This window comes from Xanthomonas sp. NCPPB 3200, assembly GCF_056393585.1.
Window position 1 is genome coordinate 1,149,121 of sequence record NZ_CM150785.1, and the last position, 25,151, is coordinate 1,174,271.

20 protein-coding genes and 1 pseudogene are annotated in these 25,151 nt (G+C 64.6%); 10 read left to right on the top strand and 11 right to left on the bottom strand.

Annotated features, from left to right (window positions below; genetic code table 11):
- Window positions 1-88 precede the first annotated feature (88 nt).
- Together AC06DU_RS04960 and typA are read right to left on the bottom strand one after the other, a co-directional pair.
- A complete protein-coding gene (locus AC06DU_RS04960) occupies window positions 89-508 on the bottom strand; it encodes a DUF2127 domain-containing protein (protein WP_172453112.1) in 420 nt (139 codons plus the stop codon).
- Window positions 509-578: 70 nt separating this feature from the next.
- Complete coding sequence (gene typA / locus AC06DU_RS04965; RefSeq protein WP_016904579.1) at window positions 579-2,408, bottom strand: translational GTPase TypA; 1,830 nt, start codon at window positions 2,406-2,408, stop codon at window positions 579-581.
- A 218-nt stretch (window positions 2,409-2,626) separates the two neighbouring features.
- Between typA and AC06DU_RS04970 the strand changes: the two genes are divergently transcribed.
- Window positions 2,627-3,121 carry a peptidylprolyl isomerase gene (locus AC06DU_RS04970; RefSeq protein WP_016904578.1) on the top strand — a complete coding sequence of 165 codons (495 nt, stop codon included), beginning with the start codon at window positions 2,627-2,629 and terminating at the stop codon, window positions 3,119-3,121.
- A 117-nt stretch (window positions 3,122-3,238) separates the two neighbouring features.
- A complete protein-coding gene (locus tag AC06DU_RS04975; protein WP_434982951.1) occupies window positions 3,239-4,225 on the top strand; it encodes a malate dehydrogenase in 987 nt (328 codons plus the stop codon).
- 80 nt (window positions 4,226-4,305) lie between these two features.
- Here AC06DU_RS04975 and AC06DU_RS04980 read toward each other — a convergent pair whose 3' ends face one another.
- The 5 genes and pseudogenes from AC06DU_RS04980 to AC06DU_RS05000 form a co-directional block, all read right to left on the bottom strand.
- Entirely contained in the window at window positions 4,306-4,920 is a 615-nt protein-coding gene (locus AC06DU_RS04980) for a glutathione S-transferase family protein (RefSeq protein WP_434982950.1), read from the bottom strand.
- A gap of 63 nt (window positions 4,921-4,983) precedes the next feature.
- Window positions 4,984-5,445: a cell wall hydrolase gene (locus AC06DU_RS04985; RefSeq protein WP_016905076.1), complete on the bottom strand. Its 462-nt coding sequence runs from the start codon at window positions 5,443-5,445 to the stop codon at window positions 4,984-4,986.
- 1,010 nt (window positions 5,446-6,455) lie between these two features.
- Window positions 6,456-6,920: pseudogene (locus AC06DU_RS04990) on the bottom strand (MFS transporter); the annotation flags it as partial.
- A gap of 324 nt (window positions 6,921-7,244) precedes the next feature.
- Window positions 7,245-9,284, bottom strand: coding sequence for a 2,4-dienoyl-CoA reductase FMN-binding domain-containing protein (locus AC06DU_RS04995; RefSeq protein ID WP_478203705.1), 2,040 nt, complete (start codon window positions 9,282-9,284; stop codon window positions 7,245-7,247).
- 548 nt (window positions 9,285-9,832) lie between these two features.
- Window positions 9,833-10,855 carry a zinc-binding alcohol dehydrogenase family protein gene (locus tag AC06DU_RS05000; RefSeq protein ID WP_026064741.1) on the bottom strand — a complete coding sequence of 341 codons (1,023 nt, stop codon included), beginning with the start codon at window positions 10,853-10,855 and terminating at the stop codon, window positions 9,833-9,835.
- 416 nt (window positions 10,856-11,271) lie between these two features.
- Between AC06DU_RS05000 and AC06DU_RS05005 the strand changes: the two genes are divergently transcribed.
- The 3 genes from AC06DU_RS05005 (at window position 11,272) to AC06DU_RS05015 (ending at window position 13,947) form a co-directional block, all read left to right on the top strand.
- Window positions 11,272-12,369 carry an OmpA family protein gene (locus AC06DU_RS05005; RefSeq protein ID WP_024938552.1) on the top strand — a complete coding sequence of 366 codons (1,098 nt, stop codon included), beginning with the start codon at window positions 11,272-11,274 and terminating at the stop codon, window positions 12,367-12,369.
- A 191-nt stretch (window positions 12,370-12,560) separates the two neighbouring features.
- Window positions 12,561-13,076 (top strand): hypothetical protein, encoded by a 516-nt coding sequence (locus AC06DU_RS05010; protein ID WP_478203707.1) that lies wholly within the window; start codon window positions 12,561-12,563, stop codon window positions 13,074-13,076.
- A gap of 19 nt (window positions 13,077-13,095) precedes the next feature.
- A complete protein-coding gene (locus AC06DU_RS05015; RefSeq protein ID WP_349778216.1) occupies window positions 13,096-13,947 on the top strand; it encodes a pseudouridine synthase in 852 nt (283 codons plus the stop codon).
- On the opposite strand, the gene AC06DU_RS05020 is transcribed toward AC06DU_RS05015, so the two are convergent.
- Window positions 13,901-14,290, bottom strand: coding sequence for an HNH endonuclease (locus AC06DU_RS05020; RefSeq protein ID WP_478203708.1), 390 nt, complete (start codon window positions 14,288-14,290; stop codon window positions 13,901-13,903). The two genes, AC06DU_RS05015 and AC06DU_RS05020, sit on opposite strands and share 47 nt — an antisense overlap.
- Entirely contained in the window at window positions 14,290-15,498 is a 1,209-nt protein-coding gene (gene kbl / locus AC06DU_RS05025; protein ID WP_046345819.1) for a glycine C-acetyltransferase, read from the bottom strand. The genes AC06DU_RS05020 and kbl overlap by 1 nt, the downstream gene beginning before the upstream one ends.
- 89 nt (window positions 15,499-15,587) lie before the next feature.
- On the opposite strand from kbl, the gene AC06DU_RS05030 reads away from it, so the two are divergent.
- The 5 genes from AC06DU_RS05030 (at window position 15,588) to AC06DU_RS05050 (ending at window position 20,559) form a co-directional block, all read left to right on the top strand.
- Complete coding sequence (locus tag AC06DU_RS05030; RefSeq protein ID WP_179464656.1) at window positions 15,588-16,688, top strand: sulfate ABC transporter substrate-binding protein; 1,101 nt, start codon at window positions 15,588-15,590, stop codon at window positions 16,686-16,688.
- Window positions 16,689-16,691: 3 nt separating this feature from the next.
- On the top strand, window positions 16,692-17,552 hold the full coding sequence (cysT, locus tag AC06DU_RS05035) for a sulfate ABC transporter permease subunit CysT (RefSeq protein ID WP_046345821.1): 861 nt from the start codon (window positions 16,692-16,694) through the stop codon (window positions 17,550-17,552).
- On the top strand, window positions 17,549-18,502 hold the full coding sequence (cysW, locus tag AC06DU_RS05040) for a sulfate ABC transporter permease subunit CysW (RefSeq protein ID WP_024938545.1): 954 nt from the start codon (window positions 17,549-17,551) through the stop codon (window positions 18,500-18,502). The genes cysT and cysW overlap by 4 nt, the downstream gene beginning before the upstream one ends.
- 7 nt (window positions 18,503-18,509) lie before the next feature.
- Window positions 18,510-19,541, top strand: a complete 1,032-nt coding sequence (locus AC06DU_RS05045) for a sulfate/molybdate ABC transporter ATP-binding protein (RefSeq protein ID WP_016902217.1) — start codon at window positions 18,510-18,512, stop codon at window positions 19,539-19,541.
- A 301-nt stretch (window positions 19,542-19,842) separates the two neighbouring features.
- Window positions 19,843-20,559 (top strand): TorF family putative porin, encoded by a 717-nt coding sequence (locus AC06DU_RS05050; protein ID WP_478203710.1) that lies wholly within the window; start codon window positions 19,843-19,845, stop codon window positions 20,557-20,559.
- Window positions 20,560-21,258: 699 nt separating this feature from the next.
- Here the strand turns inward: AC06DU_RS05050 and tdh are convergent.
- Both tdh and AC06DU_RS05060 read right to left on the bottom strand, forming a co-directional pair.
- Window positions 21,259-22,293 carry an L-threonine 3-dehydrogenase gene (tdh, locus tag AC06DU_RS05055; RefSeq protein ID WP_184379655.1) on the bottom strand — a complete coding sequence of 345 codons (1,035 nt, stop codon included), beginning with the start codon at window positions 22,291-22,293 and terminating at the stop codon, window positions 21,259-21,261.
- A 373-nt stretch (window positions 22,294-22,666) separates the two neighbouring features.
- Complete coding sequence (locus tag AC06DU_RS05060; RefSeq protein ID WP_478203711.1) at window positions 22,667-25,012, bottom strand: TonB-dependent receptor; 2,346 nt, start codon at window positions 25,010-25,012, stop codon at window positions 22,667-22,669.
- Window positions 25,013-25,151: the final 139 nt, after the last annotated feature.

The following is a 25,151-nucleotide window of genomic DNA, read 5'->3' on the forward strand; positions in this document are numbered from 1 at the left end:
GCGGTGTTCCCCGGAGACTGCTCGCAGGCTAACGGCGCTGCGTCGGGGTGACAACGTGTATGACATGCCCGCAGACGGGCCGGGGGCGTCAGCGGCGCCGGCGCTTGATCAGATCGCGTGCCAGCACGCCGACCACAAGCAGATTGATCGCCAGCACGCCCCAGGCGGTCCAGCCGGGATGGCGGACGATGGCGTAGATATCGAAAGGCAGGTAGATGGCAGCCGACAGGCAGCCCAGCAGTGATGCCCAGGCCTTGGCACGCCACAGACCCCAGGCTTCCACCACGTGCAACAGGCCATACGCCAGCATTGCGGCAGCGGCCAGATGGACGGCGTCGGGACTGATGGTCTTGAGCAACGACGGCAGTGCGCCGTGGTCGGGATCCAGGTTGAAGCGGCGGATCAGTGTGCTGACCGCGTTCTGCAGCGGGAGCGGGCCCAGAATTTCCAGGCCCGTCGCCGCCAACAGCGCAAGCGTCCCCTTGACCGCCTCTAACAAGGCGATCACATGCAGCCCCGGATGCGCACGCGGATCCGGGCTGTAGGGCGTGTTGCTCACGAAGATGGACGTCCCGTGTTTAGCCGGAACGGCCAGCGCGCTTGCGGTCGCTTTCGGTGAGGAACTTCTTGCGCAGGCGGATTTCCTTCGGGGTGACTTCCACCAGCTCGTCGTCCTCGATGAAATCCAGTGCCTGCTCCAGCGTGTACTTGATCGCCGGGGTCAGCTTGATCGCATCGTCCTTGCCCGAGGCGCGCATGTTGGTCAGCGGCTTGGTCTTGATCGCGTTGACGGTCAGGTCGTTGTCCTTGGAGTGGATACCGACCAGCTGACCTTCATACACGTTGTCGCCTTCGGCAGCGAACAGGCGGCCACGCTCTTCCAACGGCCCCAGTGCATAGGCCGGGGTGGCGCCCGCAGCGTTGGCAATCATCACGCCGTTCTGGCGCTTGGCGATCGCGCCCTGTTCCTTCGGACCGTAATGGTCGAACACGTGGAACAGCAGGCCCGAGCCCTGGGTCAGGGTGCGGAACTCGTTCTGGAAACCGATCAGGCCACGCGCCGGGATCATGTAATCCAGGCGCACGCGGCCCTTGCCGTCCGGCTCCATGTTCTTCAGCTGGCCCTTGCGGGTGCCCAGCTTTTCCATCACGCCGCCCTGGTGCTGTTCTTCAATGTCCACCACCAGCTGTTCGATCGGCTCCATCTGCTTGCCGTCGATTTCCTTGATGATGACTTCCGGGCGCGACACGGCCAGCTCGTAGCCTTCACGACGCATGTTCTCGATCAGCACCGACAGGTGCAGTTCGCCACGGCCGGAAACCAGGAACTTGTCAGCGTCGGAGCCTTCCTCGACCTTCAGTGCCACGTTGTGCACCTTCTCGCGGTCCAGACGGTCGCGCAGCTGGCGGCTGGTCAGGAACTTGCCGCCGGACAGGTCCTTGTTGCCGGCGAACGGCGAGTTGTTGACCTGGAAGGTCATCGAGATGGTGGGCTCGTCCACGGTCAGCGCCGGCAGCGCTTCCGGGGCGTCGAGCGCACACACGGTGTCGGAAATGGTCAGCTCGGCCACGCCGGAGATGGCGACGATGTCGCCGGCCTCGGCGGTGTCCTGCTCGATGCGCTCCAGGCCGAGGAAGCCCAGCACCTGCAGCACCTTGCCCTGGCGCTTCTTGCCTTCGCGGTCGATCACGCTGACCGGCATGTTCTTCTTCAGCACGCCGCGCTGGATGCGGCCGATGCCGATCACGCCGACGAAGTTGTTGTAGTCGAGCTGGCTGATGCGCATCTGGAACGGGCCGTCCGGATCCACGTCCGGTGCCGACACGTGCTGCATGATCGCTTCGTACAGCGGGGTCATGTCGCCGTCGCGCACGCTCGAATCCAGGCTGGCGTAGCCGTTCAGGGCGGAGGTGTAGACGATCGGGAAGTCCAGCTGCTCGTCGGTTGCGCCGAGCTTGTCGAACAGGTCGAACACCTGGTCGATGACCCAGTCCGGGCGTGCGCCGGGACGGTCGATCTTGTTGACCACCACGATCGGCTTGAAGCCCATCGCGAACGCCTTCTGGGTCACGAAGCGGGTCTGCGGCATCGGGCCGTCCATCGCATCGACCAGGATCAGCACCGAGTCCACCATCGACAGCACGCGCTCGACTTCGCCACCGAAGTCGGCGTGTCCCGGGGTGTCGACGATGTTGATGCGGTTGCCGTTCCAGGTGATGGCCGTGTTCTTGGCCAGGATCGTGATGCCACGCTCCTTTTCCTGGTCGTTGCTGTCCATCACGCGCTCAGCCAGCACGGTGCGTTCGGACAGGGTGCCGGACTGCTTCAGCAGGCAGTCGACGAGGGTGGTCTTGCCATGGTCAACGTGCGCGACGATGGCGATATTGCGGAGTTTTTCGATAGACATGCGGAAAGGGCCCCTGTCTGGCGCCAGTCTTGAGATGAGGTAAGCCCGACATTATAGCGGTTTCGTTGCCGCACCGTTGCGTTCGGCCGCCGAGCGGTCCAAAACGCCCATTCAGCTTGATCCGGTACCCCCGACGATGGTCCAACCTGCACGGCCGCCTGCACGCCCGGGTGTATCCTAATGGGCTGTCATACACCCTGAAACCTGCAAGGATTTCCATGTCCCTGATTGCCCATTTCGACACCACCCGCGGCCCGATCGTGGTCGAGCTGTTCGCCGACAAGGCCCCGCTGACCGTTGCCAACTTCGTCAACCTGGTCCAGCGCGGCTTCTACGATGGCCTGAGCTTCCACCGCGTCATCGCCGACTTCATGATCCAGGGCGGCTGCCCGGAAGGCTCCGGCCGCGGCGGCCCGGGCTACCGTTTCGAGGATGAAGCCAACAACGGCGTCGGCCACGAGCGCGGCGTGCTGTCCATGGCCAATGCCGGCCCCAACACCAACGGCAGCCAGTTCTTCATCACCCACACCGCCACCCCGTGGCTGGACGGCAAGCACACCGTGTTCGGCAAGGTCACCCAGGGCCTGGACGTGGTCGATGCCGTCGCCCAGGGCGATGTGATCAACAAGGTGACGATCGAAGGCGATACCGACGCCGTGCTGGCCGCCAAGGCCGACCGTGTCGCGGAGTGGAACAAGATCCTCGCCGCCTGATGTCTTTCCCCCGAACGGCCGCCCTGTGCGGCCGTTCGTCTGTCACTGCGCGCCGCCAGGCCCTGCGCCACGCCAGCGTGCACCTCCACCCATGTTTTTTAGCAGAGGAAACTCCCCATGAAAGCACCTGTTCGTGTTGCCGTGACCGGCGCTGCCGGCCAGATCGGCTATGCCCTGCTGTTCCGCATCGCCTCCGGCGAAATGCTGGGCAAGGATCAGCCGGTGATCCTGCAATTGCTGGAACTGTCCAATGAAAAGGCCCAGGCCGCGCTCAAGGGCGTGATCATGGAGCTGGAAGACTGCGCATTCCCGCTGCTGGCCGGCGTGGTCGGCACCGACGACGCCGAAGTGGCGTTCAAGGACATCGACGTCGCCCTGCTGGTCGGTGCACGTCCGCGCGGCCCGGGCATGGAGCGCAAGGACCTGCTGCTGGAAAACGCCAAGATCTTCACCGCGCAGGGCGCGGCGTTGAACAAGGTCGCCAAGCGTGACGTCAAGGTGCTGGTGGTCGGTAACCCGGCCAACACCAATGCCTACATCGCGATGAAGTCGGCGCCGGATCTGAACCCGAAGAATTTCACCGCCATGCTGCGTCTGGACCACAACCGTGCGCTCAGCCAGCTGTCCCAGAAGCTCGGCAAGCCGGTCGGCGGCATCGAGAAGCTGGTGGTCTGGGGCAACCACAGCCCGACCATGTACCCGGACTACCGTTTCGCCACCGCCGATGGCGCGTCCATCGGCGATGCGATCAACGACCAGGAATGGAACGCGTCCACCTTCATCCCGACCGTGGGCAAGCGCGGCGCGGCGATCATCGAAGCGCGCGGCCTGTCCTCGGCTGCGTCGGCCGCCAATGCCGCCATCGATCACGTGCGTGACTGGGTGCTGGGCAGCAGCGGCAAGTGGGTGACGATGGGCGTGCCGTCCGACGGCTCCTACGGCATCCCGGAAGGCGTGATCTTCGGCTTCCCGGTGACCACCGCCAACGGAGAGTACACCCTGGTCAAGGATCTGCCGATCGACGACTTCAGCCAGAAGTACATCGACAAGACCCTGGCCGAGCTGGAAGAAGAGCGCAGCGGCGTGTCGCATCTGCTGGGCTGAGTTTCTCGCCTTGCTGTTGTAACGAAAACGCCGGGCAATGCCCGGCGTTTTTTTATGTGGCGCTTGTGCGATGCCCCGGCTCAGGCCAGGCCTTCGGCCTGCAATGCGGCCTGCACATCGGCATCGTCCAGCATGCGCTGCACGAATGCATCTATCGCGCTCAGGCCACTGAGGTCCACGCCCACCTTCTGCGCCCATCGCAGCGTTACGAACAGATACGCATCGGCGCCGGTGTGGGTGTCGCCTGCCAGCCAGTTGCGTCCCTGCAGATGCGTGTCGACACGTTCGTACAAGGTGCGCAGCTTGCTGCGTGCGTCGTCATGGCTGCGCGCGATCAGCGCGTCGTCCTGCAGATAGGCGGTGCTGCCGAAGATCGGCTTGAAGGCCGGATGCACATCCGCATTGGCGAAGGCGATCCAGCGATTGATCTCCGCACGGCTGCGCGCGGTGCCATCGCCGGACAGACCGGTGAGCGGCGCGATGTCGGCGATGTAGTTGAGGATGGCGGCGTTCTGGGTCAGTGCCCAGTCGTCGACGACCAACAGCGGCACAGCACCGGCCGGGTTGAGGCGCAGATATTCGGGGGACTTCATCGTGGCGGCGTCAACCACCTGCAGATCGAAGGGCAGCCCCGACCAGCGCAGCACGATGTGATCTGCCAGCGAACATGCGCCCGGCTTGGTGTACAGCTTCATGAGAATTTCCGCACAAGAACGAAGACGCAAGCTTAGCGGCAACGCGTGAGTGCGTGGGCAGCGTCAGGATGCGGTGCGCGGGCGCAGCTTCTGTACGCGGTAGAACGTGTGGTCGCCGATGGTGGCCACCTGGTAGGCATTACGCCAGCTCGGGCTTGCGATCGCGCTTGCGGCAAAGTGACTGGCGCCCGGCACGATTTCCTTGCGTTGCCCCACCGGCAGCGCCCAGTTGCGCTCTGCAGCCAGTGCCACATCCAGCGCCTTGTTCCAGGCATCGTCGTTTTTCAGTTGCGTCCCCGGAGCCACGATGGTGGGCGCGAACTGCTTGCGTGCAGTGACCACCTGACACATCGAGTCGCCCCACAAGCCGCTGTCCAGCCGACGCAACGCAACTTCGGCGACGGCTTGCTGGCCGCGCAAGGTCTGATCACGCGCTTCCAGGTACACGGTGGTGCTCAAGCACAACGAATCTGCAGCCGGCTGCGGCAACAACTGCGACAGCCAAAGTATCCAAACCAGTTTCATATAACTCCTTGCTCCGTATGGGCCGATCCGCAGAGCATCCAAGGTGGATGCACCAGTACAGAGGGCTTGGCGTCATGGGGAGGCGACCTGCCACGGGTCGCCCGGTCTCCGGCGAAAGAAGATCTACCGGAGGTGCCCGCCAAATGCGGCGGGTCAAAAAGTTGGCGCAAGGTAGGCGTCGATCACAGAATCGCGGCTGAATAGGCGGGGTTGACGGGTGTAATTGCTTGCTGCATCTGCGGCTTGGTTCGATGACACCAGCGCGACGCATCCGTCGTGTGCGTCGCATCGCGCTGGCGACAGCGGATGCCGCAACGGATCTCGATACGGTGCGCGTGCGCTGTTGCGCCTGCGCAATGGCTCAAGACGTGCAATGCGTTGCACTTAGGCTACGCATGCAATGCCATCTGCAGTCTGCGCTACACGTCATCGTCACTGAGGGATGTGCTTGCGTATCGCCGCTTTCTACTGCAGCGGGGCTGTGTCGAGATGCGAACGCGGGGTGCATAAAGGAGCTTTCAGTGCATGGTGCTTGATGCTGTCCGGATCATGCATCGAGCGCTCGCATGTGCATCGTAGAACGCGGTGTTGTAATCACTAGAGCAGGCGTCCGAAGTGCTCGATGCGCGTTGATGGTGGCGAGTGAACACGAAGCGCCACGACGGTATTGGCCCTCGCATCGCAGCACCAAGTCGCGCGCCAGGCTTGCATATCCATCGTGCACAAATGCGTCAGCGGAATTTTAGATGGCTTGTAGTGGCTGCGACGATATGCAGCCGAGATCGTCAAAATCATCGATCACGATTCCTTCGACGGTATCGGTGGCACAGCGGCGTTGGCCATGAGGCAATCGCAGTGCGCGCTTGCTAACGCTGTTGCTATTCGCAGTGCACATGTTCGAACGCATCAGGCGTGTTGAATCACACGCATCAAGTTCAACATGGTGCGAAACAATCTCATGCAGACATGCAGACATGCAGACATGCAGACATGCAGACATGCAGACGAGCAGACGAGCCGGTACGCAACTGCGCCGGATACGGTGCCAATTTGGTGAGCGTCAGCAATGCCAGGGCCAGTGCTGCGATGACCGCCAAGGGCAGCAACTGATCGCGCCGCCACTTCAGCGCAGCTAGTGGCGATGCAGTCGTGGCAGCCGTATGCGCGTAAGGCTGCAATGCATTGCGTAACCACCATGCCGACAGCACGGCAATACTGCTGACCAAAGCGACTACCCATCAACGCAGTCGACGCGGCGGCAGGCGTGCCGCCTTCAGAACCAGGCCGATCGCGGCGCTGACCAAGAGCGCGGACAGCCCGCTGCCGATCGGACGCAGCGCACTGACGCCGCGCGTGCCACGCCAGGACCAGTGGCCCAATCCCATCAAGGTGTTCTGTGCGACGTCGCCTACTGCATGAGCGGCGCGGAAGGGCAGGCTGAGCAGCGATACGCTGATCAGGCGGACATCGGCGGGATGTGGATGCGATGCAGCGATGTAGTCGGCATCGCGGGCATCCCGGTTTATCGCCGCGCTGCAGGAAAAAGAATGGACTGCGCTGCACCGATCAGCGGCGCTCACGGGGTTGGGCGCCAGGTCGATGGCAGCGTCAGCGCCTGCATCGATCCGGCGCATATGGATTCCGGCGCCGGCATCTCATGGGTGAACCGGTCATCGCTTCATCACCGCCACCACCGGCGTTGACGTTGCGCCAGCCCCGCTCCATGACGCTCGCAAAGAGGTTGGTGCGGGTGTCGCGCTCAGGCTGCTGTGGCGTTCAGCGCATTGCGGCAACGCGTGTTACAACTTCGCCGCCAGTCGGCAGGCCTGATCGATCGCACGCTTGGCGTCCAGTTCGGCGGCGACATCCGCACCGCCGATCAGATGCGGTTGCTGCCCGTTGGCCTGCAGCGCAGCCAGCAGGTCGCGGCGCGGCTCCTGCCCGGCGCAGACCACCACCGTGCCGACATCGAGCACTTGTTCGGCGCCGTCCACGCGGATCCGCAGCCCGGCGTCGTTCACGCCCAGATATTCCACGCCGCCCAGCATCTTGACGCCCTTGGCCTTGAGTGTGGCGCGGTGGATCCAGCCGGTGGTCTTGCCCAGGCGCGCGCCGGGTCTGCCGGGGCTGCGCTGCAGCAGCCAGACCTGGCGGGCCGGGCGCGCGGGTTGCGGCCTGGCCAATGCCCCAGCCGTTTCGAAGCTGGGGTCCACGCCCCATTCGGCCATCCAGCGTGCAGGGTCCAGCGACGGCGATGGCCCCGTGTGCACGAGAAATTCGCCGACATCGAAGCCAATCCCGCCGGCCCCGATGATCGCGACCTTGTCGGCAGCGACATGGCGGCCCAGCACCACGTCCAGATAGCTCACGACCATCGGGTGATCGGCGCCGGGGAAGTCCACCTTGCGCGGCTCGATGCCGGTGGCCAGCACAATCTCGTCGAAGTCTTTCAGGTCTGCCGCTTCGACCCGGGTATTCAGGCGCAGCTGCACCCCGGTCGCATCGATGCGGTGGCCGAAGTAGCGCAGCGTCTCGTTGAATTCTTCCTTGCCCGGGATGCGCCTGGCGACATTGAATTGCCCACCAATTGCATCGCCCGCATCGAACAAGGTGACGCGATGACCGCGCTCGGCGGCGACTGTCGCGCAAGCCAGACCGGCCGGGCCGGCACCGACCACCGCAATGCGCCTGGGGTTGGGGGTCGGTGCGTAGATCAGTTCGGTTTCGTGCGCTGCGCGCGGGTTGACCAGGCAGCTCGCCAGCTTGTTGTCGAACACATGATCCAGGCAGGCCTGATTGCAGGCGATGCAGGTATTGATGGCGTGCGACTGGCCGGTGCGTGCCTTGTTGGCCCACTGCGGGTCGGCCAGCAGCGGGCGCGCCAGCGACACCATGTCGGCGGCGCCGTCGGCCAGGATGCGCTCGGCCACTTCAGGCATGTTGATGCGGTTGGTGGCCACCACCGGAATACGCAGGTGCGGCTTGAGCTTGGCGGTCACACCGGCAAATGCGGCGCGCGGTACCGAGGTGGCGATGGTCGGGATGCGTGCCTCGTGCCAGCCGATACCGGAATTGATGATGGTCGCGCCCGCCGCTTCGATCGCCTGCGCCTGCGTCAGGATGTCCTGCCACTGGTTGCCGCCTTCGACCAGGTCCACCAGCGACAGCCGGTAGATGATGATGAAGTCCGGCCCGCACGCCTCGCGGATGCGTCTCACGATCTCCACCGCAAAGCGCATGCGCTTGGTCGCATCGCCACCCCAGGCATCGCTGCGCTGGTTGGTGCGCGCGGCGGTGAATTCGTTGATCAGATAGCCTTCCGATCCCATCACCTCCACACCGTCGTAGCCGGCGTCGCGGGCCAACCGCGCCGCACGCGCGTAAGCGGCGATCTGACGATCCACCGCACGTGCCGATAGCGCGCGTGGGGTGAACGGGTTGATCGGCGCCTTGAGCCTGGACGGTGCCACCGACAGGGGGTGATAGGCATAGCGCCCGGCATGTAGCAGCTGCAGGCAGATCTTCGCGCCGTGCGCATGCACCGCCCGGGTGACCTGACGATGCGGGCGCACCTCCCACGGCCACGACAGCTTGCCGCCGAACGGCTTGAGCCAGCCCACCACGTTCGGCGAAAAGCCGCCGGTGACGATCAAGCCGACCCCGCCGGCAGCGCGCTCGGCGAAATACGCGGCCAGTTTGGGGAAATCGCGCGCCCGGTCTTCCAGACCGGTGTGCATCGAGCCCATCAGGACGCGGTTGCGCAGTTGCGTGAAGCCCAGATCGAGCGGTGCGAACAGGTGCGGGTAGGACGAGACGGACGGGCCGGTGGCGGGCGACATGGTGTGGATACGCTGGCGTACGGAGTGCGCACGATGCAGGCAAACGGGCCTGGCGGCAAGTCTTGACCCGCCTGTACGGCGCAATCGGCGGTTTCGGAGGGGAGGGCGGTACGGTTGGCCTGCACATCGGGCCGTATCTCAGTGGAGGTGCCCATGTCTGCCAAGCGCAACCAATGGCGCGAAGAAGAAGACGCCTCTGCTGGCCCGCTGGCTGGCTGAGGCTCGAGCGGGCACTTACCGACTTCTTGATCAGTGCTGTCAGCTGGGCGGCCGCGCTCCAGCGCCGCGCGGGTCGCGGGGGCGAGTCTCTGTCGAGCGGGGCCGATCCGCCCGCGCCGCTGCCGCGGAACAGATCGCCTCGCATTACAGGAAACGCCTCTGCGATCGGGCCTGCGCCCCAGCAGCGAGGCGGACCGCACGATCAGGGTGCCCTCCCGCCTTGCCGCTGGGTCACGTGCGCGCGCTGGGGCCGTGCTGCCTTCTTCCTCTGCGAGCCAACGGCCCGTGCCCGCTGCGGCAGCCGGACTCAAGCGGTAACGGCGATCACCTCACCAACCCGCCAGTACCAGCTTGCCGATCGTGCTGCCGCTTTCCAGCCGTCGGTGCGCCTCGCGCAATTGCTGCGCATTGATCGGCGACAGCGTTTCAGTATGGGTGGTGCGCAGCTCGCCCGCATCGATCAGGCTGGCGGCGCGGTTGAGGATGCGGTGCTGCTCGACCATGTCCTCGGTTGCGTAGCGGGCACGGGTGAACATCAGCTCCCAGTGGATGCCGATGCACTTGGCTTTGTAGGGATCGCCGATCGACAGCGGGCCGCGCGGCTCCACGATCAAGCCCACATGCCCCTGCGGTGCCAGGATCTCGCCCAGTTGCTCCCAGTAGCGGTCGGTGTCGGCCAGGTTGAGTGCGGCGTCCACGCTCTGCATTCCCAAGGCCTGCAACTGCGGCTGCAGCGGCTGGTGATGGTCGATCACATGCTGGGCGCCCATCTGCCGCACCCATTCGATGGTTTCCGGTCGCGAGGCGGTGGCGATCACGCTGAAGCCGGCATGCCGCGCCAGCTGGATGGCGATCGATCCCACGCCGCCCGCGCCACCGATGATCAGCACGTGCTTGCCGCGATTGCGCGCGCCGTCGAAAGAGAACGGCATGCGCTGGAACAGCAGCTCCCAGGCGGTCAACGTGGTCAGCGGCAGGGCCGCGGCCTGGGCGAAGCTGAGTGAGGTGGGCTTGCAGCCGGCGATGCGCGCATCGACCAATTGGTATTGCGCGTTGCTGCCCGGGCGGCCGATGTCGCCCGCGTAATACACCTCGTCGCCGACCGCGAACGCGGTGACCTCGGGGCCTACCGCTTCGACGACGCCAGCCGCGTCGTAGCCCAGGATCTTCGGCGCATCCAGCGTCTGTGGCTTGGGTGCACGCACCTTGGTGTCGACCGGATTGACCGAGATCGCCTCGACGCGAACCAATAAGTCATACCCCGAAGGGGCCGACGGGGCCGGAAGTTCCATGTCAAGCAGTGCGGCGGGATCGTCGATCGGAAGATGACGGGTGATGACGACAGCTTTCATCGGGTCGCTCCATGTGGGGAGTTCAGGGTGCGTTGTGAAGCCGTCGCGCCGCAACCACCGACCCCACAATTCAGCTCGGACGGGGCCTGGCGTTCACCAATGTGGTTTTCGCATCACTGTGCAGCCCGCCGGAAAGGTGGATTCGCCAGCGTATTCAACTGGCTTAATTGGGCTGCGGTTCATGCAGGTCAGATGTGCAAACTGAGTGCGCGGTCCTTCCCTTCATGAAACTGTATACGTAGTATTGAAAGGGATCGCCGGCCCTGGTGATTGCTTTCACATGTTATATGACCGTTAACGCGATCTTCACTGAAGCCGGCTTAATCTGCGCCCCGATGGCTCTGGATGTGACGAGCATCTTTACCAAGAACAACGCCTCTATCGGTTTTATCTCCCAAAGAAGGAGCTGTATACACATGAACAAGAAAATTCTCACTGCCGCGTTGCTCGGCGGTCTGGCGGTTGCCCAGGCTGCTTCCGCGCAGGAGTTCGATGACCGTTGGTACCTGACCGGTAGCGCTGGCTTCAACTTCCAGGACAGCGATCGTCTGACCAATGATGCCCCGTTCGTCACCCTGGGTCTGGGCAAGTTCGTCAGCCCGAACTGGTCGATCGACGGCGAGCTGAACTATCAGAACCCGAACTTCGATGCCAACCAGGATCAGAACTGGAGCCAGTACGGCATCTCGTTCGACCTGCGTCGCCACTTCATCCAGGAAGGCCGCGGCTGGAACCCCTACCTGCTGTTCGGTCTGGGCTACCAGCGTTCGGAAGAAGAATTCGACGCGACCCCGAACCCGGTTTCGCCGGGCCAGCAGAAGGACGGCAACTTTGCCGCCAAGGCTGGTGTCGGTCTGCAGACCACCTTCGACAAGCGCGTCGCCGTGCGTGCCGAGTTGGCCTACCGCGCTGACTTCAACGACCAGAGCGTTGCTGCTCCGCAGGAAGACTGGTTCGGCGACGTGCTGGCTTCGGTCGGCGTCGTGATCCCGTTGGGACCGGCTCCGTCGACCGCTCCGCCGCCGGCTCCGGCTCCGGTTGCTCCGAGCTGCGCAGACCTGGATGACGACGGTGACGGCGTCAACAACTGCGACGACAAGTGCCCGGCTTCGCAGCCTGGCCAGACCATCGGTCCGGACGGTTGCCCGGTGCCTGTGTCGATCGATCTGAAGGGCGTGAACTTCGACTTCAACAAGTCGACCCTGCGTCCGGACGCCGTCTCGATCCTGAGCGAAGCGACCGAGATCCTGAAGCGTTACCCCGACCTGAAGGTTGAGGTTGCTGGTCACACCGACTCGAAGGGTACCGACGAGTACAACCAGAAGCTGTCCGAGCGTCGTGCGACCACCGTGTACGACTACCTGACCAAGAACGGCGTTGATGCGTCGCGTCTGGTTGGTCCGATCGGCTACGGCGAGAGCCGTCCGATTGCTCCGAACACCAACCCGGATGGTTCCGACAATCCGGAAGGCCGTGCGAAGAACCGTCGTACCGAGCTGAACGTCCAGAACTAATTGGACCGCTAGCTGTTGCATACAAAACCCGGCCTTGCGCCGGGTTTTGTCTTTGTGGGGACCGCAAAACCTGCGCCTGGACGGTGCAAATCCTGTCTGCGTTGCCATCCAAGCACGTTTCCGGTTGAAACGGCGTTCATCGCTGCCTACACTCGCCGCGTCAACACCACACTCATAATTGGAAGAACCCGATGCTGCGTACCGCTACGGCTGGATTGCTCTGTCTCGCCTTGATTCCCGCCGCCGACGCCGCTCCGAACTGCGCCGGCAGCACGGTGTCCCAGCCGCTGCCGTTGCCCGCCACCGTCATTGCGCCGGCGGCCGCCGAGTTCTACACCCGTAGCGTGCAGCTGGGCATGCCCACCGGCGTGCTGGCACAGCCTTACACCACCGAGCAGTCGGTGGACCGGGTGCTGCTGCGTCTGCGCGTGGAAGGCTGCCAGGATCTGGCCAAGGTCATTCCGCCTGGCGGCACCGTCAATCCGAACGATCCGGCCGCCTACAAGGCCACCACCGCGTTCGACAACACGCCGTGGCGCTTTGACATGAGCCAGAACGGCAAGCGCATGACCGCCGAAGAATTCGATGCCTGGATGAAGGCGCGCGGTGTGCGCGTGGTCAAGGCACGCCCGGTGGCTGCGCCGGCTCCGGCTGCTGCCGCAACCGCAACGCCTGCGGCCGACGCCAAGTCGGTCGAAAACAAGTAAGCAACGCGGTCGGGACGGCATGACCCGGCGGCCTGCGCCGGCGACGTCCCGGCAGCGCACGCGTGGTCCGGCGGGCGCGTCGCGCGCCTCCGGTACGACCACGGCGACCACCGCGCCACGCCACGGGCTGGCGCGCGTGCTGTCCAAACTGGGCGTGTGTTCGCGTACCGAAGCGGCGCGCTGGATCGCCGATGGGCGGGTCAGCGTGGCCGCGCGCGTAATACGCGATCCCGAATATCCCATCCGCGCCGATCAGCACTCCACCATCCGTGTCGACGCACAGCCATTGGCCGGCCCGGCGCGTTGCTATCTAATGCTCAACAAGCCGCGTGGCGTGGTCACCACCGCGCGCGACGAGCAGGGCAGGGACACGGTGTATCGCTGCTTTGATGGTGCCGGCTTGCCGTGGATCGCCCCGGTCGGGCGCCTGGACAAGGCCAGCGAAGGCCTGCTGCTCTTCAGCAACGATCCGCAATGGGCGGCCACGGTGACCGACCCGATGACCGGGCCGGACAAGACCTATCACGTGCAGATCGATTGCCGCCCGAGCGCTGCGCAACTGGCGCAGCTGCAGGCCGGTGTGGTCGATCCCGATCCGGACGGCGAGGGCGTACTGCTGCGCGCCAAGCGGGTCGGCGTGCTGCGCGAAGGCGAGCGCAATGCGTGGCTGGAGATCGTGCTGGACGAAGGCCGCAATCGGCAGATCCGCCGCTTGCTGGCTGCGGTGGAGATCGGCGTGCTGCGGCTGGTGCGGGTGGCGATCGGCTCGCTTGCGATGGGCGAGCTGGGCAAGGGTGCGTGGCGGATGCTCAGCCCAGCGGAAGTCAGTGCGCTGACGGCGGCTCCCGCCAGCGCGCCAGACGCGCGCTGAGCAAGGCGCTCACCACCTCGACGGCGCGGGCGTCGCCGGCACCGTTGGCATCGTGGCGTCGGCCCTTGGCGTGATTGCAGCCGGCGCAGGCCAGGGCGAGGTTGCGCGCTGCATTGGCATCGTCGCCGACCAGCGCACACAGGGCCGCCGCCGCGCGACGGCCGAACCAGGCCTGCGGGACCACGTGTTCCAGCGTGGTGTGCCCGAACGGTTCGCCATCGGCGCGCAGTTGCAGGCGCCGACGGCAATGCAGGCAGCGGGTTTCCCAGTTGCCATCCAACAGCTGCGCCTGGGTATCGGTCTGCGCCGCGAGCAGCAGCCGTTGGCGCAGCACCGAGCGCATCAGTGCTGGATGACGTCCAGTTCGCGGCCGATCTTGATGAACGCGTCGATCGCCTGATCCAGCTGCTCGCGGGTGTGCGCGGCGCTGATCTGGGTGCGGATACGCGCCTGGCCCTTGGGCACCACCGGGAAGAAGAAGCCGATCGCGTAGATGCCTTCTTCCAGCAGCCGCTCGGCGAATTTTTGTGCCAGCGGCGCGTCGTAGAGCATTACCGGGCTGATCGGGTGCACGCCGGGCTTTAGGTCGAAGCCGGCAGCGGTCATGCGCTCGCGGAAGTAGCGGGTGTTGTCGACCAGTTGCGTGCGCAGCTCGCCGGCGGCTTCCAGCATCTGGAAGGCCTTGATGCCGGCAGCCACCACATGCGGCGGCAGCGAGTTGGAAAACAGGTATGGGCGCGAGCGCTGGCGCAGCAGTTCGATGACTTCGCGCTTGGCGGTGGTGAAGCCACCCAGGGCGCCGCCCATCGCCTTGCCCAGCGTGCCGGTGATGATGTCGATCTGGTCCAGCACGCCCTTGACCTCGGCCGAGCCGCGGCCGCTGGCGCCGAGAAAGCCGGTGGCATGGCATTCGTCGATATGCACCAGCGCGTTGTATTTGCGGGCGAGGGCGGTGATCTCGTCCAGCGGGGCGATGAAGCCGTCCATCGAGAACACGCCGTCGCTGGTGATCAGCTTGGTCTTGCAGCCGGCCGCATCGGCGGCCTGCAACTGCGCTTCCAGATCGGCCATGTCGCAGTTGGCGTAGCGGAAGCGCTTGGCCTTGCACAGGCGCACGCCGTCGATGATGGAGGCGTGGTTGAGCGCGTCGGAAATGATCGCGTCCGCTTCGCCGAGCAGCGGTTCGAACAGGCCGCCGTTGGCATCGAAACAGGCGGCGTAGAGGATGGTGTCCTCGGTGCCGAAGAAATCGGCGATGGTGCGCTCGAGCTGCTTGTGCAGGTCCTGGGTGCCACAGATGAAGCGCACCGAGGCCATGCCGAAGCCGTGCGTGTCCAGCGCGTCCTTGGCGGCCTGGATGATGTCCGGGTGGTCGGCCAGGCCCAGATAGTTGTTGGCGCAGAAGTTGAGCACGCTGCGGCCATCGGCCAGGGTGATCCGCGCCGACTGCGGGCCGGTGATGATGCGCTCGGACTTGAACAGACCCTGGGACTGGATGGTTTCCAGTTCGGCGGCGTAATGGGCGGTCAGCGCAGCGGGAGCGTTGGTCATGGCGGTCGCAGTGGCAAGAGACGCATGATTTTAACGATCACGGTGGCATACCACTACGTCATGCAAAATCAGCATAAGGTGCGGCCTTGATGTCATTTCACCGCCTGCGTGCCGCTGCGCAGCATGGCATGCTTGCTGTTCAGCTGCGCCCCAACGGTTTGGAGATTGCTGTGACCCACCCCCGCTTCCGTCTTATGGCGACCGTGTTGTGCAGCCTGCTGGTCCTGGCCGGCCCGGCTGGCGCGCGCGACATCGGCCTGCTCAATGTCAGTTACGACCCCACCCGCGAGTTCTATCGCGACTACAACAGCGCCTTCGCCGCGCAGTGGAAGCAGCAGCATCCGCAGGACACCGTCACGGTGGAGACCTCGCACGGCGGTTCCGGCAAACAGGCACGTGCGGTGATCGACGGCATCGAGGCCGATGTGGTCACGCTGGCGCTGGCCTACGACGTCGATGCGATCGCCGAAAAGGCCAAGCTGATCGACAGTGACTGGGAAAAGCGCCTGCCCGACAACAGCGCGCCGTACACATCGACGATCGTGTTCCTGGTGCGCAAGGGCAACCCGAAGAACATCCATGATTGGCCAGACCTGCTGCGCTCCGGCGTGGCGGTGGTGACGCCCAACCCCAAGACCTCCGGTGGCGCGCGCTGGAATTACCTGGCCGCCTGGGCCTACGCCGACCATATCTTCAAGGGCGACCGCGAGCGCATCTTGCGCTACATGCAGGCGCTGTTCCGCAACGTGCCGGTGCTCGATACCGGTGCGCGCGGCGCCACCACCACGTTCGTGCAGCGTGGCATCGGCGATGTGCTGCTGGCCTGGGAAAACGAGGCGCTGCTGGCGCGCGAAGAGCTGGGCAAGGACAAGTTCGAGATCGTGGTGCCCAAGCTGTCGATCCTGGCCGAGCCGTCGGTGGCGCTGGTCGACAAGAATGTCGACAAGCACGGCACCCGCGAGGTGGCCGAGGCCTATCTGCGTTACCTGTATGCGCCGGAAGGGCAGAAGCTGGCGGCCAAGCATTTCTATCGGCCGCGCCATCCGGAATTTGCCGACCCTGCCGACCTGGCACGGTTCCCGGACATCAAGCTGGTAACCATCCAGGAAGCGTTCGGGTCATGGGACAAGGCGCAGCAGGAACACTTCGCCGACGGTGGCGTGTTCGATCAGATCCAGGCAAAAAAGTAGGCGATGCCGATGTCGGTTGCACCCCACCCAGCGCCGTCACCGCGCCGACGCGTGATGCCGGGGCTGGGCTTGAGTCTTGGAATCACGCTGACCTGGCTGGGATTGATCGTGCTGATCCCGCTGCTGGGCATCTTCATCAAAACCAGCGGGTTGGGTTGGGACGGCCTGTGGCGGGTGTGGAGCGAGCCGCGCGTGCTGTCGGCGTTGCGGGTGAGCTTCGGCACCGCGTTCGCGGCCGGCGCCTTCAATGCGGTGATGGGCACCTGGGTGGCCTGGGTGTTCGTGCGCTACAACTTTCCAGGCAAGCGCCTGTTCGATGCGGTGATCGACCTGCCGTTCGCATTGCCGACTGCGGTGGCCGGCATCGCGCTGACCGCGTTGTATGGCGGCAACGGCTGGGTTGGGCGCTGGCTGGAGGCGATCGGCATCAAGGTGGCCTACACGCAGTTGGGCATCGTGCTGGCGCTGGTGTTCGTCGGGTTGCCGTTCGTGGTACGGGTGGTGCAGCCGGTGCTGGCCGAGAGCGAGCGCGAGCTGGAAGCGGCCGCGGCCACGCTGGGCGCATCGCGCTGGCAGACAGTGTGGCGGGTGGTGCTGCCTGGGCTCTGGCCGGCAGTCCTGACCGGGTTTGCGCTGGCCTTCGCGCGGGGCGTGGGTGAGTACGGCTCGGTGATCTTCATCGCCGGCAACCTGCCCAATTCGACCGAGATCGCGCCGCTGCTGATCACCATCCGGCTGGAGGAATTCGACTATGCCGGCGCCACCGCGATTGCCGCGGCGATGCTGCTGCTGTCGTTCGTGATCCTGCTGGTGGTCAATACGCTGCAGGCACGCCTGCTGCGCTATCAACGGAGGACTGCATGAACGATGCTGTTTCGCCGCTGCCTGCGATGTTGCACACCCGCCAGATGACCGAACAGGCCCGCCGCATCACCGACTCGGCCACCAACGAGCCGCGTTGGGTGCAATGGTTGATGATTGCGGGGGCGCTGCTGTTCCTGCTGGCGTTCCTGCTGCTGCCGCTGGTGCTGGTGTTTGCCGAGGCGCTGCGCGGCGGCTGGGAGACCTTTCTGCGCGCGATCGTCGACCCGGATGCGTTGTCGGCGATCAAGCTGACCCTGATCGTCACTGCCATCGTGCTGCCGCTGAACCTGGTGTTCGGCGTGGCGGCGGCGTGGGCGGTCAGCAAGCACCAATTCCCCGGCAAGCGCTTGCTGATCAGCCTGATCGACCTGCCGTTCTCGGTGTCGCCGGTGGTGGCGGGCCTGATCTTCGTGCTCATTTTCGGCCGCAGCGGCTGGGCGTGGCCGTTGATCGACGAAGGCTGGCGACTGCAGTTGCCGTTTTTTGGCGAGTTGCTGATCCAGTTGCCGCGCATCGTGTTTGCGTTGCCCGGCATCGTGCTGGCGACGACCTTCGTCACCTTTCCTTTCATCGCGCGCGAGCTGATGCCGTTGATGGAGCAGCAGGGCAGCGATGAAGAACTGGCCGCCTTGAGCCTGGGCGCGAACGGCTGGCAGATGTTCTGGCGGGTGACCCTGCCGAACATCCGCTGGGGCCTGCTGTACGGCGTGTTGCTGTGCGCAGCGCGTGCGATGGGCGAGTTCGGTGCGGTGTCGGTGGTGTCCGGGCATATCCGCGGGCGCACCAATACACTGCCCCTGCATGTGGAAATTCTCTACAACGAATACGCCTATAGCGCCGCGTTTGCGTGTGCCTCGTTGCTGGCACTGACCGCGCTGCTGACGCTGGCACTGAAGACGTACCTGGAATGGCGGCACGGCGATTCGCTCGCCGCCAACCACCGACATTGAGGTGAACATGGGCATCCGCATCCACCGCCTGCGCAAGCAGTTCGATACGTTCACCGCGCTGGACGACATTACCCTGGACGTGCGTCAGGGCGAGTTGCTGGCCTTGCTGGGGCCGTCCGGTTCGGGCAAGACCACCTTGCTGCGGATCATGGCCGGGCTGGAGCATGCCGATGGCGGGCAGGTGCTGTTCGGCGACGAAGACGCCACCCGCATGAGCGTGCAGTCGCGCCGGGTCGGCTTCGTGTTCCAGCACTACGCGCTGTTCAAGCATATGGACGTGTTCGAGAACATCGCGTTCGGCCTGCGGGTGCGACGCGGCAACGAGCGCTGGGCCGAAGCGCGTATCCGCGCACGGGTGGAGGAGCTGCTGGCGCTGGTGCAGTTGCAGGGCCTGGAGCAGCGCTATCCCACCCAGCTGTCCGGTGGCCAGCGGCAGCGTGTGGCCTTGGCGCGCGCATTGGCGATCGAGCCGCGCGTACTGTTGCTGGACGAGCCGTTCGGTGCGCTGGATGCGCAGGTGCGCCGCGATCTGCGCCGCTGGCTGCGCGAACTGCACGAGCGGACCGGCCTGACCACGGTGTTCGTCACCCATGACCAGGAAGAAGCGCTGGAGCTGGCCGACCGGGTGGCGATCCTCAACCGTGGCCGCATCGAGCAGCTCGACACGCCGGCGATGATCTACGACAAGCCGGCTTCGCCGTTCGTGTATTCGTTCGTGGGGGCGGTGAACCGTATTCCCGGCGTGCTGGCGCAAGGCCAGATTCAAGTCGCCGGGCATGCCTTGCCGGCGGCGAATGCCGCGCTGGCGGCCGGCCCGGTCGAGGTTTACGTGCGGCCGGAAGATCTGGTGCCGGACGATGCCGGCTGGCCGGCCACGGTGGCCTGGTCCCAGCGCAGCGGGGCGCGTCTGCGTCTGCGTGCAACGCTGGAGCCGGCAGGCAACGAGGTGGAAGTGGAGCTGCCGGCATCGGCGGGCAGCTTTCAGCCCGGGCAGCAGCTGCGGCTGGCCGCGCGGCATTACGGGGTGTTTCCGGTCTGATTTGGGCTGGCTGGCGCCAGCCAGGAATGGTGAATCGGGAATAGGGAATTGGAACTAGTGGTCGGCAGCGGTGCGCATTGCTGTTGCGAATTCCTAACTCCCAATCTCCACTCCCGGCCCATCAAGATTCCGCGCGGGCGGTCGATGAGACAGAACGCTGACCAGCGTCATCTGCGCTCGAGCGTGTGCGCTGGGTCAAGCGAGCGCGACGTGTATGTTGCGCTGCAATGACGGTTGGACTAAGAAGTCATGGCAGTCCCGCCTTGCGCAATCCGACCGCCCATCGTTCCAGGAGATGTTCATGAAGCCGTCCTCGCTCGCGTGTTGTCTGTCGTTGCTGCTGCTCGGTGTGGTGCCGTTGGCACAGGCGCAGGACGAACAAGCCCCCGCTTCTTCCTTCAGCGGCACCTTTGCGGTGACCAGCGACTATCTGTTCCGCGGTATTTCGCAGACCAATGAAGAGCCCGCCTTCCAGGCCGGACTCACCTACAAGACGCCGTTCGGCCTGTACATCGGCACCTGGACGTCCAACGTCGACTACGGTGCCGGCGATCCGGATTGGGAAGTGGATGGCTTTGTCGGCTACAACACCGATCTGGGCACCAATTTCAATTTCGATGTGATGGTCAATCGCTACCAGTACCTGGGAGCGGGTGCGTCCAATTACGCCGAGTTGATCACTAAGACCACGTTCCTGAAAACCTATAGCCTCACCGTTGCCTACACCAACGATCTCTACGGCACCAAGACCGATGGCTACTACTACGCGCTGGATGCCAACTGGTCGCTGCCCTACGACTTCACCTTCGGCGCGCATGCGGGGCACAGCGTCTATACCTCGTCGCTGAGTCAGGTGGACCACGACTACAACGACTTCGGCGTGAATGTCGGCAAGGCCTTCGGTCCGCTGGGCCTGAGCGTTGGCTATTACGACACCAGCGAGGCGGCGGAATTCGGCTTCGGTCGGCAGAATTCGCAGAACCATCTGGTGGCGACTGCCACGGTTACCTGGCCGTGATGCCGTGATGGCAATCGCTTGAACAGCGGCTCTAACGACTCAGCCGTGCAGTGGTAGTGGTGAGGCGGCAAGAGTTGATGCCTGGGTTCTTCAGTGCCTGAAGTTGAACGACACCGAGGCTCAAATCTCGTTGGTTTTGTCTTTGAGTGATGCATCGTTAGCGGGCAAGGACCAGTCGAGATGGTCGGTCGTTGAAGCAGTCGCCGATGCGATAGCTCAATCGTAGAGCGGTTGATCTGCTGCCTGGCTGCAGGGCCCTTGCCCACCCACCATCGCGGGACACGCCGCAAGTACGTCCCTGTAGGCTCTTACGCGGCATCCATGCCGCGTAGGGTCCCGCGATGGTGAGCGGGCAAGGACCAGTCGAGATGGTCGGTGTGCACGGTAGGAGCAGTGCTTGATGCGCGCTGTTCGACAATGGTGTGCAGGCTCAATATCCAATGTAGGTTGGGCGAAGCGTTTTCTTATGCGGTCACAGACTATTTCTCTGGTGCGGTGTCCTTGCCGGTTGCGGAACCCTTGGCGGCATGGATGGATGCCGCCAAGGCGCCTGCAGGGATGGATTCACCGCGTGTCCCGCGAGCGGCAAAGGCGCCGCGCCCTCAACCAGTGAGTTTGCCTGCTGCGTAGCCAGTGCTCTGAAGATGGACATGCAAAAGGCGCCTTGCGGCGCCTTTTGCGTTGAAGCGTATTGGTCGATCAGTTCCAGCTCAACACGACCTTGCCGGCCTTGCCTTCTTCCATCAGGTCGAAGCCCTTCTGGAAATCGTCGATCGGCAATTGGTGGGTCAGCACCTTGTGCAGCGGGAAACCCGACAACACCAGTTGCGTCATCTTGTACCAGGTCTCGTACATCTTGCGGCCGTAGATGCCCTGCACGGTGAGGCCCTTGAAGATGATCTTGTCCCAGTCGCAACCGGCGCCGCGCGGCATGATGCCGAGCATGGCGATCTTGCCGCCGTGGTACATGCAGTCGAGCATGTCGTTGAAGGCGCGCGGGTTGCCGCTCATTTCCAGGCCCACGTCGAAGCCTTCCATGTGCAGGTCGGCCATGACCTCCTTGAGCGAGGTCTTGGACACGTTGACCACGCGCGTGGCGCCCATGTCGGCCGCCAGCTTGAGGCGGAAGTCGTTGACGTCGGTGACCACCACGTTGCGCGCACCGATGTGCTTGCAGATGCCGGCGGCAATGATGCCGATCGGGCCGGCGCCGGTGATCAGCACGTCCTCGCCGATCACGTCGAATTCCAGCGCGCAGTGCGCGGCGTTGCCGTAAGGGTCGAAGAACGCGGCCAGCTCCGAGGGAATCTGGTCGGGGATCGGCCACAGGTTGCTGGCCGGCATCACCATGTACTCGGCGAAGGCGCCGTTGACGTTGACGCCGATGCCGACCGTGTTGGGGCACAGGTGCGGGCGGCCGCCACGGCAGTTGCGGCAGTGGCCACAGACGATGTGGCCTTCGGCCGACACGCGCTGGCCGATCTGGTAGCCGGTCACCGCTGAACCGAGCTCGGCCACGCGGCCCACGAACTCATGGCCGATGGTCAGGCCGGGCTTGATGGTGCGCTGGCTCCACTCGTCCCACAGGTAGATATGCAGGTCGGTGCCGCAGATCGCGGTCTTTTCCAGCTTGATCAGCACCTCGTTGGGGCCGGGGCTGGGGATGGCGACCTGTTCCAGCCAGATGCCCTTGTTTGCTTCGCGCTTGACCAGCGCCTTCATCGTCTGCGCCATCTGGCGGGACCTGCTGAGTGAAAGTAAGACGGCGATTATATGCGGCGGGAGGTCGCGGCCATGCGGCGGTGCGGGAGTGAGTGATGTCGGCTGACCCGGTTCATGGCGGGGTAGGGCCGGTGCCGTCCGTTTACTCTCGGGAGAAGGTGGCGCGCAGCGCCGGATGAAGGGGCGCCTCAGAGATTTGTCGCCGCCTGCGATGGCAAGCGCGTCGCCACGCGTCGCCAGGATGAATGATCGGCGTCACCCTCACTCTCACCCTCAACGCCCCCGCTCCGCGCCGCTGCCCGCACCCGCGGCGGGACGCTCCAAAGCACGCGCGCCTGGGTGCGCAAGCTGTGTCTTATCGCCCGAGAGGAGGGGCGGCGGTGGCTCAGAACTTCACATCCAGACTCATGAAATACTGCCGCGGTGCGCCGACCACCATCGTCTGGTTGTAGCCATCCGGATCGGAGGCGACATAGCCGTTGGTGCCGGTGCTGGCGAAATAGCGCTTGTCGGTGAGGTTGGTGATGTTGAGCGCCAACGCCACATCGGCCACCCCGCCCACGCGACCGAAGTCGTAGCGCGCGCCGGCATTGAACAGCCAGTACGAAGGCACCTGCGAATCGTTGAGGAAGGTGATGTAGCGCTTGTCGACGTACTTGCCGTCCAGATCCAGGCGCAGGTTGCCGAGCTGGTAACTGGCGCTGGAGGAGAACATCAACGCGGGGATGCCGACCACGTCCTTGCCGGAGGTGGCGACCACGCCGTTGTTGAGGTAATCGTCCTGGTAGCGCGAGCGGTTCCACGACAGCGAGTTCAACCAGCTCAGGCCCTCCACCGGGCGCCACATCAAGGCCAGATCGGCACCCGCGCTATGCACGGCGCCGACGTTGCTCAGGATCGCCGCGCAGGTCTGCACGGCGGTACACGGCGAGGTGGTCAACAAGCGGTTGGAGAACTTGGTGAAATAGGCATCGGCCGACAGCTGGAACTGCGCATCCTGCACGCGGTAACCCACCTGCACGGTCTGTGATTCTTCCGGTTCCAGCGTGGAACGGCTGCGGTCGAACGCCGCCTGCGAGGTGCCGAACGGAGTGAAGCCGAACGCGGCGATGTTCTTGCTGTAGGAGGCGTACAGGTCCTGGCGCTCGTCCAGCTTGTAGTTCACGCCGACCTGCGGCAGGAAGTTGTCTTCGGCACGGATGCGGCCCTGTGCCAGTGCGGTGGTCGGCACCAGCGATTGCGCGCGCGTGGTGGTGCTGAGCGCCTTCGCGCCGTAGTTGAGGGTCAGCCGATCGTCGAGCAGGCGCACGGTGTCCTGCAGGTACAGCATGCGGGTCTGGGTGGTGTAGCGCTGCAGGAAATCGCGACGGAACGGGGTCTGCGCTTCATACACGTTGTACAGCGAGGTATAGCCCTCGTTGCCGAGCGCGAAGTAGTTGCGCTGCTGCGTGGTGCGTGCGTTTTCCGCCCACAGGCCCACTTCCAGATCGTGGTTGCCCCACGCCCATTTCAAGGCGCTGGTGCCGCCGAAACGATCCAGCCCGTAGTCGGTGGTGCGCATCGACAGCGGCACCTGCGCAGAGGTGCGTACATACGGCGTCACCCACTGACCTTCGCCACGATTGCCGTGGTAGTAGCCGGTGGCATCCAGGGTGGCGCCGCCGAACACGAACGTGCCCGACAGCCCGGCCAGGTTGTCGCGGCGCAGGCCGCCACCCGCGTAGTAGCTGGCATCGAGCCAGCTGTAATCGTCGGGCAGCCCGGCCAGCGATTGCGGATAGCCGTTGGCCAAGCCGCTGGTGGCGCCGGTGTTCTGATACGCACGCGCCATCTGCACGGCGGTGGCCCAATCCGGCTGCAGGTAGTCGTAGTCCCAGCCCAGTGCGCGCTGGCTGGTCAACGACAGGTCCATGTAGTCGTATTCCTTGCGCCGCGAGGTATCCACGAACAGGCTCAGACGGTTGCCGTCGCCCCACTGGTAGACGGTCTTGAGGTTGGCCTGCTCGGACTGCTGGTCGCCGAAGCCCTTCCATTTGTCGGTGCTGGCATTGGCATATGACAGGTACGCCGACAAGCCGTTGCGATCGCCGGTGTCGCCGCGCACGAAGGTGCGGCGCGTGGCATCGCTGCCGACCGTCTGCACCAGGCGCAGGCCCGGCGTGCTCTGCGGGTCGGCCGAGTAAAACTGCATGGTGCCGCCAAGGTTGGTGTTGGACGCAGTGCCCAGCGCACCGGCGCCTTGCGCGATTTCCACCGAGCCGAGGTTTTCCGAAATGATGGCGCGGGTGATGTGCAGGCCGTTGGTGACGCCGTAGCTCATGTTGCCGAGCGGAATGCCATCGAGCGTGTAACCCAGCCGGCTCTGATCGAAGCCGTGCAGGGTGACCTGCGTGGACCACTCGTAGGTGCCGAACGGATCGGCCGACTGGAACTGCACGCCTGGCAGCTTTTCCACTGCCTTGAAGGCGCTGCTGCCCGGTGTCAGCTGCTCGATGTCCTGCCGGCTGATGCGCTGGACCTGGCGGGTGCTGCCTTGCGACACCACGTTGATCGCGTCCAGCTGGGTGGCGTTGGTGGCGGCATCGGCCACGCTGGCCGGGGCATCGGCTACCGGCGCATCTGCACCGGCAACCGGATCGGCCGCCGGTGTGGCAGCAGAGGCGATGGCGGGGAGCAGCGCGGCCAGGGCAAGCGCCAGCGGAGTGACATGAAAACGGCGAGCGGAAGTCATGGGGGAATCCTGTTCGAGCACGGCTGAGGGCAACGCGCGGTGCAGGACCGGCGTTTCGCGACGCAGGGTGTCAACGACGTATGAAACATTGATGACGGTGGCTGTCGCAAAACTGTCGTGCTTGCCCGCTATACGTGTC

Coding starts and splice junctions, on each gene's coding strand:
- cysW (WP_024938545.1), top strand. CDS start 17,549: ATGAACGATGCTGTTTCGCCGCTGCCTGCGATGTTGCACACCCGCCAG.
- AC06DU_RS05015 (WP_349778216.1), top strand. CDS start 13,096: ATGACCCGGCGGCCTGCGCCGGCGACGTCCCGGCAGCGCACGCGTGGT.
- kbl (WP_046345819.1), bottom strand. CDS start 15,498: ATGACCAACGCTCCCGCTGCGCTGACCGCCCATTACGCCGCCGAACTG.
- AC06DU_RS05050 (WP_478203710.1), top strand. CDS start 19,843: ATGAAGCCGTCCTCGCTCGCGTGTTGTCTGTCGTTGCTGCTGCTCGGT.
- AC06DU_RS05005 (WP_024938552.1), top strand. CDS start 11,272: ATGAACAAGAAAATTCTCACTGCCGCGTTGCTCGGCGGTCTGGCGGTT.
- AC06DU_RS05000 (WP_026064741.1), bottom strand. CDS start 10,855: ATGAAAGCTGTCGTCATCACCCGTCATCTTCCGATCGACGATCCCGCC.
- AC06DU_RS05060 (WP_478203711.1), bottom strand. CDS start 25,012: ATGACTTCCGCTCGCCGTTTTCATGTCACTCCGCTGGCGCTTGCCCTG.
- AC06DU_RS05010 (WP_478203707.1), top strand. CDS start 12,561: ATGCTGCGTACCGCTACGGCTGGATTGCTCTGTCTCGCCTTGATTCCC.
- AC06DU_RS04970 (WP_016904578.1), top strand. CDS start 2,627: ATGTCCCTGATTGCCCATTTCGACACCACCCGCGGCCCGATCGTGGTC.
- AC06DU_RS04980 (WP_434982950.1), bottom strand. CDS start 4,920: ATGAAGCTGTACACCAAGCCGGGCGCATGTTCGCTGGCAGATCACATC.
- typA (WP_016904579.1), bottom strand. CDS start 2,408: ATGTCTATCGAAAAACTCCGCAATATCGCCATCGTCGCGCACGTTGAC.
- AC06DU_RS04975 (WP_434982951.1), top strand. CDS start 3,239: ATGAAAGCACCTGTTCGTGTTGCCGTGACCGGCGCTGCCGGCCAGATC.
- AC06DU_RS05030 (WP_179464656.1), top strand. CDS start 15,588: ATGTCATTTCACCGCCTGCGTGCCGCTGCGCAGCATGGCATGCTTGCT.
- cysT (WP_046345821.1), top strand. CDS start 16,692: ATGCCGATGTCGGTTGCACCCCACCCAGCGCCGTCACCGCGCCGACGC.
- tdh (WP_184379655.1), bottom strand. CDS start 22,293: ATGGCGCAGACGATGAAGGCGCTGGTCAAGCGCGAAGCAAACAAGGGC.
- AC06DU_RS04985 (WP_016905076.1), bottom strand. CDS start 5,445: ATGAAACTGGTTTGGATACTTTGGCTGTCGCAGTTGTTGCCGCAGCCG.
- AC06DU_RS04995 (WP_478203705.1), bottom strand. CDS start 9,284: ATGTCGCCCGCCACCGGCCCGTCCGTCTCGTCCTACCCGCACCTGTTC.
- AC06DU_RS05045 (WP_016902217.1), top strand. CDS start 18,510: ATGGGCATCCGCATCCACCGCCTGCGCAAGCAGTTCGATACGTTCACC.
- AC06DU_RS05020 (WP_478203708.1), bottom strand. CDS start 14,290: ATGCGCTCGGTGCTGCGCCAACGGCTGCTGCTCGCGGCGCAGACCGAT.